16 protein-coding genes are annotated in these 13,874 nt (G+C 40.1%); 8 read left to right on the top strand and 8 right to left on the bottom strand.

Features of this window, described 5'->3' with window-relative positions; all coding sequences use genetic code 11:
* Nucleotides 1–143: 143 nt before the first annotated feature.
* The gene (locus HXY43_RS08400) at nucleotides 144–422 is read right to left on the bottom strand and encodes a hypothetical protein (RefSeq protein ID WP_367161470.1); all 279 of its coding nucleotides are present in this window, start codon (nucleotides 420–422) and stop codon (nucleotides 144–146) included.
* A 186-nt stretch (nucleotides 423–608) separates the two neighbouring features.
* Here HXY43_RS08400 and purU point away from each other — a divergent pair, with 186 nt between their 5' ends.
* Nucleotides 609–1,463 carry a formyltetrahydrofolate deformylase gene (gene purU / locus HXY43_RS08395; RefSeq protein ID WP_290882139.1) on the top strand — a complete coding sequence of 285 codons (855 nt, stop codon included), beginning with the start codon at nucleotides 609–611 and terminating at the stop codon, nucleotides 1,461–1,463.
* 15 nt (nucleotides 1,464–1,478) lie between these two features.
* Entirely contained in the window at nucleotides 1,479–1,835 is a 357-nt protein-coding gene (locus HXY43_RS08390) for an ATP-binding cassette domain-containing protein (RefSeq protein WP_290882137.1), read from the top strand.
* A gap of 29 nt (nucleotides 1,836–1,864) precedes the next feature.
* Here the strand turns inward: HXY43_RS08390 and HXY43_RS08385 are convergent, their stop codons facing one another.
* From HXY43_RS08385 to HXY43_RS08375, 3 genes are all read right to left on the bottom strand, one after another.
* Nucleotides 1,865–2,740 (bottom strand): DUF1996 domain-containing protein, encoded by an 876-nt coding sequence (locus tag HXY43_RS08385; protein ID WP_290882136.1) that lies wholly within the window; start codon nucleotides 2,738–2,740, stop codon nucleotides 1,865–1,867.
* A gap of 2,014 nt (nucleotides 2,741–4,754) precedes the next feature.
* A complete protein-coding gene (locus tag HXY43_RS08380) occupies nucleotides 4,755–4,907 on the bottom strand; it encodes a hypothetical protein (RefSeq protein ID WP_290882134.1) in 153 nt (50 codons plus the stop codon).
* Nucleotides 4,908–5,072: 165 nt separating this feature from the next.
* Nucleotides 5,073–5,996, bottom strand: coding sequence for a DMT family transporter (locus HXY43_RS08375; protein ID WP_290882133.1), 924 nt, complete (start codon nucleotides 5,994–5,996; stop codon nucleotides 5,073–5,075).
* Nucleotides 5,997–6,287: 291 nt separating this feature from the next.
* On the opposite strand from HXY43_RS08375, the gene HXY43_RS08370 reads away from it, so the two are divergent.
* The 3 genes from HXY43_RS08370 to HXY43_RS08360 all read left to right on the top strand — a co-directional run bounded on the left by HXY43_RS08370 (nucleotide 6,288) and on the right by HXY43_RS08360 (nucleotide 7,856).
* Nucleotides 6,288–6,638, top strand: a complete 351-nt coding sequence (locus tag HXY43_RS08370; RefSeq protein WP_290882131.1) for a hypothetical protein — start codon at nucleotides 6,288–6,290, stop codon at nucleotides 6,636–6,638.
* A 53-nt stretch (nucleotides 6,639–6,691) separates the two neighbouring features.
* A complete protein-coding gene (locus tag HXY43_RS08365) occupies nucleotides 6,692–6,832 on the top strand; it encodes a hypothetical protein (protein WP_290882128.1) in 141 nt (46 codons plus the stop codon).
* A 637-nt stretch (nucleotides 6,833–7,469) separates the two neighbouring features.
* Nucleotides 7,470–7,856, top strand: a complete 387-nt coding sequence (locus HXY43_RS08360) for a phosphomannose isomerase type II C-terminal cupin domain (RefSeq protein WP_026731556.1) — start codon at nucleotides 7,470–7,472, stop codon at nucleotides 7,854–7,856.
* 130 nt (nucleotides 7,857–7,986) lie between these two features.
* Here the strand turns inward: HXY43_RS08360 and HXY43_RS08355 are convergent, their stop codons facing one another.
* The gene (locus HXY43_RS08355) at nucleotides 7,987–8,214 is read right to left on the bottom strand and encodes a hypothetical protein (protein ID WP_290882125.1); all 228 of its coding nucleotides are present in this window, start codon (nucleotides 8,212–8,214) and stop codon (nucleotides 7,987–7,989) included.
* Between the two features lie 63 nt (nucleotides 8,215–8,277).
* Between HXY43_RS08355 and HXY43_RS08350 the strand changes: the two genes are divergently transcribed.
* A complete protein-coding gene (locus tag HXY43_RS08350) occupies nucleotides 8,278–8,481 on the top strand; it encodes a type II toxin-antitoxin system HicB family antitoxin (RefSeq protein ID WP_290882123.1) in 204 nt (67 codons plus the stop codon).
* Nucleotides 8,478–8,705, top strand: coding sequence for a type II toxin-antitoxin system HicA family toxin (locus HXY43_RS08345; RefSeq protein WP_290882121.1), 228 nt, complete (start codon nucleotides 8,478–8,480; stop codon nucleotides 8,703–8,705). Before HXY43_RS08350 ends, HXY43_RS08345 begins: the two co-directional genes overlap by 4 nt.
* 45 nt (nucleotides 8,706–8,750) lie before the next feature.
* Here HXY43_RS08345 and HXY43_RS08340 read toward each other — a convergent pair whose 3' ends face one another.
* The 3 genes from HXY43_RS08340 to HXY43_RS08330 form a co-directional block, all read right to left on the bottom strand.
* Nucleotides 8,751–8,960, bottom strand: a complete 210-nt coding sequence (locus HXY43_RS08340) for a hypothetical protein (RefSeq protein ID WP_290882119.1) — start codon at nucleotides 8,958–8,960, stop codon at nucleotides 8,751–8,753.
* Between the two features lie 31 nt (nucleotides 8,961–8,991).
* Entirely contained in the window at nucleotides 8,992–9,372 is a 381-nt protein-coding gene (locus HXY43_RS08335) for a DUF6602 domain-containing protein (protein WP_290882118.1), read from the bottom strand.
* 391 nt (nucleotides 9,373–9,763) lie between these two features.
* The gene (locus tag HXY43_RS08330) at nucleotides 9,764–11,515 is read right to left on the bottom strand and encodes a C2 family cysteine protease (protein WP_290882115.1); all 1,752 of its coding nucleotides are present in this window, start codon (nucleotides 11,513–11,515) and stop codon (nucleotides 9,764–9,766) included.
* A 699-nt stretch (nucleotides 11,516–12,214) separates the two neighbouring features.
* Here HXY43_RS08330 and serA point away from each other — a divergent pair.
* Nucleotides 12,215–13,795: a phosphoglycerate dehydrogenase gene (gene serA, locus HXY43_RS08325; RefSeq protein ID WP_290882113.1), complete on the top strand. Its 1,581-nt coding sequence runs from the start codon at nucleotides 12,215–12,217 to the stop codon at nucleotides 13,793–13,795.
* Nucleotides 13,796–13,874: the final 79 nt, after the last annotated feature.

Genomic DNA, 13,874 nt, shown 5'->3' with positions numbered 1-13,874 from the left:
TTAAAAACCCTCACCCCGTCCTGTCGAACACCCCTCTCCCAAGTTGGGAGAGGGGCACGGGGTGAGGGCAGATACGGTAACTAATCAAACGGATTTGATATTATAAAACAATAGCCTTTAAGTAATTAACAAGTTTTGTATCACTACTCATAAATACTAGAATCTGACTTATTGATTAATATATCGATAAATCTTTTGTGTTTTTTATGAAACTTTAATAGTTCTAAATAAGCAAAAGGAACTACGATTGGCCACAGAAGACTAGCTACAACTAAAATGATACCAGAAAAAGAGCGCTGTGCTGAATTCATTTCTTTGTCTTGTAGAAAGAAATCCAGCCATGCACTAAAAAAACAGTAGGTCATTACTAAGTAAATTAGCATAGCTGAATAAGCGAGAATAGTTTTCACCATCATCATCATTGGTTCTTAATTTAAATTAATGTTAAGATTGTCTTACCTTAAAACTGCAATCATAACCTAGTGACTAGGTAATACAGGTTTTTTTAAAAAATTTTTATTAAAAATCATATACAAATTTTTTCTCTTGATGCAGCTAATGTATAGCTACTCTTGCAGACATTAGCATTTCGATGTTACGACTTTATCATGACAAGTCCAACAGCAACATTATTAATTTCCTGCCCCGATCAACGGGGATTGGTGGCAAAATTTGCCAATTTCATCTATTCTAATGGCGGTAACATTATTCATGCAGATCAGCATACAGATTTTGCATCTGGGTTATTCCTTACACGCTTGGAATGGCAATTGGAAGGGTTTAACTTGCCGCGTGAGTTGATTGCACCAGCATTTAATGCTATTGCCAAACCATTAAGCGCGAAGTGGGAACTGCACTTTTCTGATAAAGTCCCGCGGATTGCTATTTGGGTAAGCAAGCAAGAACATTGTCTGTTGGATTTAATTTGGCGACACCGTGCTAAAGAATTTGCTGCTGAAATTCCTCTGATGATCGGCAATCATCCTCATCTTAAGGAAGTGGCAGAGCAATTTGATATCGATTATTACCACATTCCCATCAATAAAGATAATAAACCGGAACAGGAAGCTAAACAACTAGAATTACTGCGGCAGTACAACATTGATTTGGTTGTATTGGCAAAATATATGCAAATTCTTAGTACTGATTTTATTGCTAAATTTCCGCAGGTTATCAATATCCATCACTCCTTTTTACCAGCTTTTGTCGGTGCAAATCCATATCATCAAGCTTTTGAACGCGGCGTGAAGATTATTGGTGCAACAGCACATTATGCAAATTCTGACCTAGATGCGGGACCAATTATTGAACAAGATGTGGTGCGGGTAAGCCACCGCGATAAAGTGGAAGATTTGATTAGAAAAGGTAAGGATTTAGAGAGAGTTGTATTAGCTAGGGCAGTACGTTTACATTTGCAGAATCGCGTCTTGGTCTATGAAAATCGTACGGTAGTATTTGAGTAAATTATCTCTAAAAACGTGATTGTCTACGATATCCAAGGTTTAGTCAAAACCTATCCGGGACAAACTGAACCTGCCAACAAAAACATCACACTGCAAATTTATCAAGGAGAAATCTTTGGTATTTTGGGCGATAACGGAGCAGGTAAAAGTACACTTGTACGCCAGATGGTAAACTTACTCGCCAGTGATTCCGGTGTGATCGCTCCGATGTTGGGTATCATTACTCTTGGTAGTTTTGCCCAAGGTTCACAGCAGCCAAACCTGGCATACATCCTCACGGGTAATCTAGTGATGGGGAGATGGGGTGATCCTAATTCTGTATTCTCCCCACCTCCCTATCTCCCTATCTCCCACTCTCCCACTCTCCCATAAAGACAATATCTGAATACTGAATCGACGTTCTAGAACATCTCGCGTCCATCCCCGAGAAGGTTTGAATGACAATCAATTCCTTGTTTGACACAGGAATCAGTCCAAGTTTCCTTGATTTCTGGATCCCAACCGTCAAACCAGTCTGCGTGCATTGAATAGCCACCCGGTTGATCGGTGCCGTAAGTGTCAGAAGAAAGTCTCCATCCGGAGGTGTCGCCATCTGGTGGAACAGAATACAGAATATTCATCGTAATGGTAGGTATTGCAACTGGATGTGTCGATGGGCAGGCGTTATCCACAGGATAGACGACATGACTTTTATGGTCAGCTGAATCAAGATTTTTACCATCCCAACACTGTGGAAAATCAATACCCATCTTTATAAAGTCACCTACCTGACATTTCGAGTCCGGAATTGAGTCGAGATTGCCAATATATTGATTCCAACAGCCCCAGTGTACATGTTCTGTGTTTTGAGGCCCTGTTGCTTTGGCATTTCCCGCAATCATTCGCAGTCCATCGGGAATTTTATTGATTTGAGAGGCTGAAACCCCAAAGTAACCTGACTTGTAATAAAAGTGGCTTTGAGCAGGTTGTATCGGTTCACCTTGCTTATCAAGCACTGCTGGCACCCAGTAGGCGCTGCGATTGGCAATACCTCCGAAGCATGTGGAGTTACCACTGCTTCTCAAGCTCTCATAGGTAGAAGAAGCATCAGCTAGGGTATTTCCAAAATAGACATGCAAGTGCGATTTTCCAGGTTGATTAGGAAACAGAATTGCATCGTCGTTGTTCATGTGAGAGGGGTCGCACACAGTACGAAATGCACCAACACCATCACCAGCTGTCACGGTTTGTGCATCAGTTGGTCGCACATTGAATTCGCCCGATCCAGAAGCGGCCACTAGTTTACTTGATTCAAAAAAGCCCAATAGGAGTATCAGAATCAAGCTCAACGCAAATTGGTAGAAGAACTTCCATGATTTTTTTGCAACGCTCACCTTCAGATTTGTCCCTAAAGTATTCGCCATAAGTTGTCCCTTGGAGTAACGTCAGTTGGTAGATACCCCTGGGTTTACATAGCTGGCGGATTTAGCTGAAGGAAAATTCAGCATTTGGAAGGGTGTAGGTAAAAGCAAACTCTTATTCGTTCACACCCTTACACACTTCAAAACTGACATCTTGCACTAAGCTGATGTGCATTTAAGTTGCATAATCAGGGCGGGCGAGACGCCCACCCCACAAGAGTTTGATTTTTTTTGAGAATGCAAATTAAATGCCTTTTAGCTTCTTCTCAAGAAGAGCTAAAAGCTCTTATTCTCACCTGCCAGGTTAAACCTGGCACAAAGATTGAATTGTACTAACTGAACTGTATTGGCTTCTAACCTAGTAACCAATACCTGTTCCTTTTGAGTGCATACAGCCGCAACCCCACCCTAATGAAAGACTTAAAAGCTTTCATGCTTGCGTGCGAGATGGAGTCAAGGTGTATGTATCCTCAACGAGAATTGCTATAGATATCAGACCATCACGAAATCACTAGCAATGGTTTCAAGCCATCTGTTCGGTGTAGGCTCAAGACACTTTTTGGTAGAAGCAAACCTGAAGAGAAATGAGTAGAGGTAGTGAGAGCCTGTAGGAAAGAAGCTTTTATCGGAGGTCTGTTGATTTGGGTTGGCTTTGGGGGTTAGATTCAGACCAGTGGCTTCACAAGCAAGTAGATATCTCAATTACGTCTCTGCCTTTTGGTATTTCTTGTTTTAGGGGTTCTTTCTCTGTAAAAACTGAATTTTTAGAACTAGTACTCATCAAGCCCTCGATCCATGAGATTTACGAACACGTTCCACAAGACAACCCACACTCTCCCACAGAATGTGAGTTTCGGTCGAGGTAGAACGCACAATTGCAGGGGTATGTTTGTAGTTGGTTAGAATTACCCCTACATTGGAAGCGGTTTGCTACTTTGCTTTCTTGATAATTAAGCAAGTGTAAACAAGTATCTCCACAAAAAATTAGATACTCGCGAAATCTAGGGATTCGCTTGCAAACCTGTATACGTGCACACCGTCACGTAATTTGCTTTTAACGAGTATATCAGCCTGATGAATTTTTTGTATACACAAAAAATTAAAAAGTCTCTTTGATTTCAAGGAAAGTTAAAGTATTACTTTAAATACGTATATACAAATATATATGAATTCAAGCATTAAAAGCCGTTAATTCTAGAAAATCAATGCTAATTAGCATGTCACAATACGTTTAATATTACACGCAGAGAATTATTTAATACTTTAAATTAAATAAAAAATACCCAATATTGCTGAGGTAAATTATTTTCTAGAATTGCACAAGATTGAATCAACAATGGCAAGCAAGGAAAATATGATTTTTTTGAGTATCTTTATTAACTAACATTTACTTAAAATCTACATGGTTCGCTTAAGTGAGAATTAATGGCATTTTTATTTATAAAACTATAATTTATCTAATATTGCCGAGTATTCACATTATTGTTGTCTATGCCAAAACGAATATTCAAACCTTTAAATGTATTTTTATTTACTAAAAATTTTTATTTAACTGAAAAATAAATTTGACTTTCTAAAAAATTGGTCTAAAATGACTGAAGTCAGTATTGGATGTAATGTTTGAACTGAGTCTCATTAAATTCAAGTTTAAAAATTTGACAAGGTCTTACTAGAAAAATTCCTGTTATGACTAAAACACCGTGTAAAGAAGTAAAGGTAAGGACTGAAAAACGTAAGGGTGCTTTAGATACTCCCATAGCGTCAGATATGTACATCTCCATCTAATCCTTAGAACCTTGGAATACCGAACGCGTGCGAGTCAGGCTTTCCGATTGCATAAAGCTTATAACTGGAGGGTAGCAAAATGCTTCAGGCAATTGAGTTTTTGTCTTTACTGCATCGTTACCAATTGTTGCCGCAGATATGGTGAGCCAAAGTTATAGACGAAGCGATCGCGCAATTTTCGACGTTGCTGAACTTGGTCATGAATTATGTTTGTAAAAATTTTTGTAGTTAGACCCAAATCTTTGTAGAGACGTAGCATTGCTACGTCTCTACACACCCGTGAATTGTAAATTCATCCGCATGATTCAGCAAAGCCCAATTTTCTTATCTAGAAGCAGAGAAACAAACAGCTTTCGCCCACTTTTGACAACAGCGCCGACTAACCTCCACAGAGTTACAAAGGACATGGTTGCAGCAAAACCGACTACTTGAGATAAAACAGCATTCCAATTCCAGCGATCGCCATTATTACACCCGCGATCGCTCTCCAGGTAACTTTCTCTCCTAACCAAATCGCGATCGGAATAATAAACACTGGACTAGTCTGCAACAGGGTAGAAGCAACTCCCGCAGTTGTCAATTTCAGCGCTACCTGCTGCAACCAAATTCCTAAATAAGTTCCGCAAAAAGCTGCAAAGAAAATTGCTAGTATGACTCGCGAAGATTGCCAGTACCCTGTAACCCTATCTCTTTGCTCCTTTCCCAACTTCTGCAAGAAGTCTAAGGATACCCATATTATCAGAATCAGCACGCCTGCACTCAACCGCAACAAAGCTGCCCACAAAGGGCTGATACTGGTATGAGTGAATGCTGCACGAGAAAAAACAGCCCCTGCGGCATTTGCCATTGCTGCTAACACTCCCAAGCCGATTCCCTGCCATAGGTGCGTTGTAAAATTATTGTTTGTATCAGGAGTACGTTCTGTCACCACCCAAGCGACGCCCAAAATTGTCAGCAAAATTCCGCACCAAGCACTGATATTTAGACGTTCTTGAAGAAAAATCACTGCTGCTATAGCTGTCATAGGCGGGGCAAGGGTTCCCATGAGCAAGGCACGACGCGGCCCGAAAGTATTGATGCTGGCAAAGAAGACTGTATCTCCCAAACCAATACCCACCACACCGCTGAGGAGGATTAAAGACAGGGGAACAGGGGCAATGCTGGGAAATAATTCGCCACTGATGAAGATGGTAAGGAGGAGGAAGGCGATCGCGACTATGCCTTTAATCAAGTTTAGTTGCAACGGTGGGATGCGCTCTCCTAAACGCCCATACACCACAGATGCTATAGCCCACAAACAGGCGGCAGATAATGCTGCTATTTCACCTTCAAAACCCGTTAATGGCAATATTAACAAAATATTAAAAATAATATATACCCCTTTTCAAACACTAAAAATTTTTCATATTTTTAAGATATATACCTTTATAAACTTTAGCACTCAATGCTCATCACTGCTAATTTTTGAGGAATAAGCTTTAGCACTCAAACTAATCGAGTGCTAATAAATTTCATCAGATTTAATCCCTATGACATAGATATCAATAACACTTTTTTCAGATGACTTTTCAGCAAATTTATACCATCATTTAACAAAGCCAAAATAGCATACAACTTATTAATAAGTGGGATAACTGAAATGAAATACACTTTTGATATTGTTGGAGTATCTCAAATTTTACATTTTCTCAACCACCAACAGCAGACTTTGCAAAAACCACAGCACCAGGGAGTGGAGTATGTGACAACACATACGTGTACGCTGGATGCTTTCATCGAATCTGTGGAACCAGTACCGCCGAAATGGGGTTGGGATCAAGATGAAGTTGTAGGTACAGTCATTGATTTTTGGATGAAAAACTCCGAGAGTATTCGTTATTGGAAAGCACGTCTAAAGGATGCTGGCAAAGATAATTTATTAGTAGCAAGAGTAGCAGATATTAAGGCTTTAAAAGCAGAGCTGGAATATCTTTTAGATGATAATTTGTAACTAGATTATTAAATTTTTTATTAGCTGTTTATTTGGCGTTGCTGAATTTGGTCATGAATTATGTTGATAAACATTTTTGTAGTAGAGACGTAGCAATGCTACGTCTCTACACACCCGTGAATTGTAAATTCATCCGCATGATTCAGCAACGCCGTTTATTTTTAGCCACCAATCAATCCCTGAATGATGTCTAAATCACTATTTAACTTTGGGGCAAATAATGACTAGCTAAAACTGCACGTCTGACTGTAGAGATGGCAATTAAGCTGTGCCATGAGTCATATCATGTTTGTTAAAATACCTATAAAAGCTTTAGGGGCGGGTTTAGCAGATAAATGTCAGTTCAATTTATATATTGTTCACAAAACTCGTGCCTACGATAATCTGTTTAATTTAATGGACATGATATCAATATAATTTACTTATCAAATCATAATCAAAAGAACGAACATCTTCTACTATTCTCAAGAAGAGCCAGAAGCTCTTAATTCTCACCTGCCAGGTTCAACCTGGTAACTAGGGATTGGAGGCTCTGCCTCCAGGCTGTTGTAAATCATAATCAAAAGAAAAGAACAGACTTTTTTGTGGTAACAAAACTTACATGTATTTAAATAAACAATAATCACTGAATATTCACGTTAAAAGATTTATTGAGAAGTGATATTTATAATAAGGATTTCAAGTGATAATTACAGTTAGATACTAGATTTTGATATAAAAAAAATTACTTTATATGTGAAATTTTACTTAGTTACAAATTCTGTAGCGTCAGGTTATTTGATGTTCGATTCCTGAACAATAGTGATTGTTGTCTAGTTGAGAAACTAGTTTATGACTCAGAATGAGAATAATGCTCAGTCGAAAGTCAATCAATCTTCTCTATATTCAGTTACAAGATACTGGGGTAAAGTTGAAGTGATAGAGAAGGGAAGTAACTATAGTATTAATCGTATTGAAATCAAACCTAAGCATGGTATTAAACCACAAATCCATTATCACCGTAGTGAACACTGGGTTATAGTTTCTGGTACAGCAAAAGTTATCTGTGGTAATAGTGAAATATTACTGACTCGAAATGAATCAACTTTTGTTCCTCCCGCAACGCTTCATAGGGTAGAAAATCCAGGTTTTATTCCGTTGATTATCTTGGAAATTCAAAATGGTGAGTACTTGGGTGAAGACGATACGGAGCGTCCATTGGACTTGACTTTGGTCTAACCTGTAGCAGACAGTCAATTCCTACATTACTGCTTGGCGTCACTGAGCGAAAACTTTGGATACTTTGCTCAGCATGTAGTCGCCATATCTTCCGCGAAAGTGATGAACGCTAGGATGGGGCTAGTGTTCATCACTTTCGCCATTCATTACCACTCCATCTAGTTCTATTGGCTTCACTTCGGCGTTGAAGTTGGGGTCGAAGAAGGACGGAAACGAAAGGCGATCGCGTTCCGAATCTGAACACGATAGGTGTTGAACAATACAATCCTCGCGTCATGCGATCGAGTATATCCCCAATGTTACATACGAACTTGTTGGGCTGCGATCGCTTACCATAGAGCATTAAGCAGATTGACATATTACAAGTTCTCCCTTGCTACAATCATGATAATTTCCGATAGCCTTAACTAACCTGAAGAAGATGAAGCTAAGAGTAATTCTAGAACCTAGTGATGAAGGTGGCTACACTATCTATGTTCCCTCTTTACCTGGTTGTATCAGCGAGGGTGAAGATATTGACGAAGCATTAGCAAATATTCAAGAAGCCATAGAACTTTACCTTGAACCCCTAGAACACGAAGTCTCCTCTAAGGAAGGCATTATTGTCCGAGAGTTAGTTCTATGAGTAAAGTTCCTAGCCTTTCGTACACACAAATTATTGCTGCTCTAGAACGAGACGGGTGGGTAGTAGTCCGTCAGCGTGGCAGTCACATTCGATTAGAAAAAGAACTATCTGATGAAGTTCTTAAGTTGACAGTTCCGGCTCATCGACCTGTCAAACGTTCAACTCTAGCTCGTATCTTGAAACAAGCCCGTACCGATGTAGAGCGATTTCTCGATCTTTTGTGAAGAACCCAGGACAAACCTTGACCGTTGCGTCTAAAGAATAGCTTTCTAAATATCAGGTAAAAATAGCTCTTTAAGTATTATTACTATTCCGAGTAATCCGACTCCTAAAACAAAAGCGTAAGCTAAACCTCTGGCGGTTCCGAGGTTTAGAGTAAAGGAACCTAAGATTACGTTACCACCAACCAATCCAACTACAGAAGTAAGCACTAAAATAAGCCCTACTAACAGTTCTGGATTATCTATTGGTATTTGCATCCTTTTTCTTCTCTGCTACAGCTAGTTGACCCTAATTATACTTGAAATTCTGCTTAGATAGGACTGACTTTATTTCCCCAACGGCACAGACTGTTTCAACAGGAAAAAATCTTTGTCGGCTCTCAGACTGAATGAGAGGCGTTACTCGTGCATCGTAAACAACTACATCGCACTCCTTACTAATTTCGTTATTAGGATTGATGATAAAGCCCTGAGAAATATCTAAATTCAGCGGGACTACAAATTTTAAAAAATCTTTTACTATTGCCTCCCTGTATGAACCGTACTCACCAGGATGAATAAGCTTACCTTGACTTTCATCATAGAAAAGTAATTTAGAAACGTTACAAAACGAGTTTCTAAAAATATTTATTTGTTCTAATAATAATTGCTCAAATATTGTGTTTGCCACAGTCGATATTTAGCTTTTTGGTTTAATGACATTGTCTCATCGAAAACCTCTATACACCTTGGCAGAAAAGGCTGTATCAGGGATATAGAATCTTTTAGTTATAATAGACAGAATTTTTTTAGATATTGTTCATATCCAGGTATTAGATAGAATTTTTCCATATAACTCCTTATTTTGGGTAGATATCCAGAATGATTCTGGATATTATTCCATTTCGGATAATAATCAGTTCTTACAAAAGAAGATGATTTATACTCGTGTTCTTAACCGCGGTGGTCGAGGGGTGCGGAGTCCGCTTGACTTATAAAAAACCTATTATTGCAATTGTGCGATCACTTCTTATTTGTTTATCTAGCAATGTCATAGTTTACCTCATCAGGCTGTAGCCCACCTAATTATTTGTTGTGGCATCCCAATAACTGAAGTTTGCTTCAATTTGACTCCAAGCCAGTTCAATAATGCCTGGTTTTGAAGAACCGTTATCAATACCCCAAGGATTAAAGAGTGTAAAAGTTTGGCTAGAAGGATTGTAATCTAGCAATACGTAAGCATGATTGGCGATAATGTTGTAGTCAATCACATTTGATTTTGTACTTAGACCAATCATTTGACCGGAATAAAAAGCATTAACTATTGAGTTAAAGTTGAGCAAGTTGGCAAAAGAAGTGTTGAGTCCTGTAATGTGTGTGAGTGCATCACTGACATACCCACCACTATCAATACCGTTGTAGGAATTGGTATTATCTTGATATATCCACCCAGATTGATTGAGTTGAGCATAAGCTTTCTCAGCCAAAGCAACCCATAACTCATTGCTAGAGTCGTTGCGATCGCGACTTTTGTTGGCGTAAACGAAATACCCCTGTTGATTGGTTGGTAAATATCTATCTACTGTCAGATAATCAGCAATCCCATTTTTGTAGAAGCGCACGGTGAAAGTATTATCGCCATTGTCAATGAACATACTTTCAATTGTGCTGGATGAACGCCAAGCTACCGCTGCTAAACCTGCCAGATAAAAGCAGTCATTAAGATTACCTTGTTTCACATCTTGGTAACTAATACCGTTTTGGAATAGAGAACCGTTAGCGTATTGATATGTGTAGGGGGTTGTTGGGCGATCGCTACCCAAAAACCATTTGCTAATTAGGTTCTCAATCTGAATATCACTGCTACCTGCATACAAATTGCCCAGTGTGTTACCCTGATAAATCTGATTGGCAGGATCGTCTTTGACAACCTTATGAAACAAAACGCGCACATATTCTGGCATTCCTAAGAAAGAGGCGTTACTAACTAATGTGCCCAGATCTGTCAGTTCGCTACCATCAACTATACTATTGTCTTTTGCTTCGCGCAGGATAGCGATCGCATCATTGCGATCGAGGATATTATCTGCAAAGCGCCACCTTGCTGCCTCACGTATACCTACATCTTGAATGTTCCGATCAAACCAATCTTGAATTGGAGGGAGCACAACATTAAAACTAGTGTGTATACTGTCAGTGCTAGCACCAGATTTGTCATAAGCTTTTGCTGACAATAGATAGTTACCAATACCTAGATCGGGCAAGCTGTAGTCAAAACTGGCATAGCGGTTATCACTGCCATTGACATTGAAATTAACTGCATCGCTAATGTCTTGCCAGTCGCCACCATCTTTTTGCAACCAAAAATCTACTCGTGCTAAGTCAGCTGTACCATTGCCATCAAATACGCTGGTATTGCTGAGGCTGACAGTTTCACCGGGTTGATAGCTGGTTTGACTGGTGCCTAATTGTAATGACTGGGGTGCTTCATTGCCAGAAATCTTTAAGTTGTAGTAGGTATTTTTCTTGCGATCGGCTCGGTAAACTCGAATGTAGTAAGTGCCTTGATCCAATGTCGTGCTGATTGACTCAGCCCGCTTGCGACGGGCATAAGAACCTGCAATTACTGAACCATTACTGTGAAGTAACTGTAAATCGGCATTTGCCGAAAGACCATCTACAACTAAATTTAAGCTACTACGACCACTGAGGTTAACACTGTAGTAATCGTATTTATCACCCCGACCTACCCAGTCTCTGAAAGTTTGGGTAATATAATTAACATTTAAATTTCTAGAAATATGTAAACTGTTACCGGCCAAATCTGCTGGCATAATTCTTCATTCTTTGGTTGTAAAGTTAATGAAAATTTGGCAATAGCAACCCTGAAACCCTTGTCTGGAAAGGGCTAAGCATGTAAATACGCTATTAAAATTCGACAGCCGCACTTCTATGCTGCTGTCGTTTGTGGCGAAATTGGTATGTAAAAATTACGTATTTTTAGATACTAAAATTAATATATTCGTAAGTAATATTATTGTTAGTAAGACTTGAGAAAAAAGTAATGAGAGTAAAAAATAGTACTAGAGAATTACTGAAGCAAATTCACTCGAATTTTGCATCATCAACAACGTAATTTGATCCCCTTGGTACAATGTGGTGGAGATAACCAGATAGTTAGAATATGACCAAAAACTTGATTTTATGGGTGCTATGATTTTTTGGCTGAAGATACTTGCTGTGGAGTGCATAAAGTATCTGCGATCGCACCATCAGCCAGTAACCTAGCTTTTGGAATTTTTAATAAAAAAATAAGTATTTACGCCCTGCGTTGGTTTATAGTGACCGAGTGTGGTAAAAAAGTTGCTGGATCTTCGATTATGAGAAGTTACTGCCACAGCAAAGCTAACCAAGAGGCATGACAGGGTTGTTGCTAAATTGGCAAATAAATATTGCTTGCTTAACGGGTACAGATAAACATTAAACTTAAAATTCCAGCGACCGCATAACCTCTAGCTGAAAAATCAACCATCATGTCTAAGGTTCTCGTCTCCGATCCAATAGATCAAGCTGGGATCGATATTTTATCCCAGGTTGCCAACGTTGATGTCAAAATAGGTCTGAAGCCAGAAGAACTAGTACAAATCATTGGTGAATACGATGCACTGATGATTCGTTCTGGTACTCGCGTCACGAAAGAAATCATTGAAGCTGGTACACAGCTAAAAATTATCGGACGTGCGGGTGTGGGTGTGGATAATGTAGATGTTCCCGCCGCTACCCGTCAAGGAATTGTAGTCGTCAACTCTCCAGAAGGAAACACGATCGCCGCTGCCGAACATGCGATCGCCATGATGTTGTCCTTATCTCGCCATATCCCCGATGCTAATGCTTCTGTAAAACGTGGTGAGTGGGATCGCAAAACCTTTATCGGAGCTGAAGTCTACAAAAAAACTCTGGGTATTGTCGGCTTAGGTAAAATAGGCTCCCATGTTGCCGCTGTCGGCAAGGCAATGGGAATGAAATTACTTGCTTACGATCCCTTTATCTCTACAGAACGGGCTGAACAGATTGGCTGTCAACTAGTGGATCTGGATTTATTAGCGCAGCAAGCAGACTACATCACGCTGCACATCCCTAAAACTCCAGAAACTACTCACCTCATTAATGCCAAAATGTTGGCAAAAATGAAACCCACCACGCGGATTATCAATTGCGCTCGCGGTGGCATCATTGATGAAGAAGCTTTAGCAGCCGCTATCAAAGAAGGTAAAATTGCCGGTGCTGCCCTGGATGTGTTTGAATCAGAACCACTAGGAGAATCTCCCTTAAAATCTTTGGGTAAAGAAGTTATCCTGACTCCGCACTTGGGCGCTTCAACAACCGAGGCACAAGTAAATGTAGCAATTGATGTTGCCGAACAAATTCGGGACGTGCTACTGGGATTACCAGCGCGATCGGCAGTCAACATTCCTGGACTAGGGCCTGATGTCTTGGAAGAACTCAAACCTTATATGCAGCTGGCGGAAACCTTGGGTAATCTAGTCGGACAACTGGCTGGCGGTAGAGTGGAATTACTCAACGTCAGACTGCAAGGTGAACTAGCAACCAACAAAAGTCAGCCGTTGGTGGTAGCATCCCTGAAAGGACTACTTTACCAAGCATTGCGAGAACGGGTAAATTACGTTAATGCCAGCATTGAAGCAAAAGAGCGCGGAATTCGCGTCATTGAAACGCGGGATGCTGCGGTAAAAGACTATGCTGGTTCCCTGCATTTAGAAGCTACAGGTTCTTTAGGCACTCATGCTGTTACAGGCGCTTTGTTAGGTGACGGAGAAATCCGACTTACCAACTTAGACGGTTTTCCCATTAACGTCCCCCCCAGCCCGCATATGCTGTTTACCCTGCACCGGGATATGCCAGGAATCATTGGTAAACTAGGTTCCCTACTGGGCAGCTTTAATGTCAATATTGCCAGTATGCAGGTAGGCCGTAAAATCGTTCGCGGTGATGCGGTCATGGTTCTCAGCCTCGATGACCCCTTACCCGATGGCATTTTGACTGAGATTACTAAAGTACCTGGAATTCGTGATGCGTATACAGTAACACTTTAAAAAGGGAATAGGGAACGGAGATCGGGGATCGGGAAATAAATAGGAAGAAATTCTTCCTTGTCTCCCTTCCCTTGTCTTC

The organism is Fischerella sp. (assembly GCF_013388695.1).
Classification (GTDB): domain Bacteria; phylum Cyanobacteriota; class Cyanobacteriia; order Cyanobacteriales; family Nostocaceae; genus PCC9605.
The sequence above is the reverse complement of the archived record's forward strand: the minus strand, read 5'-3'. Positions and strand labels throughout refer to the sequence as shown.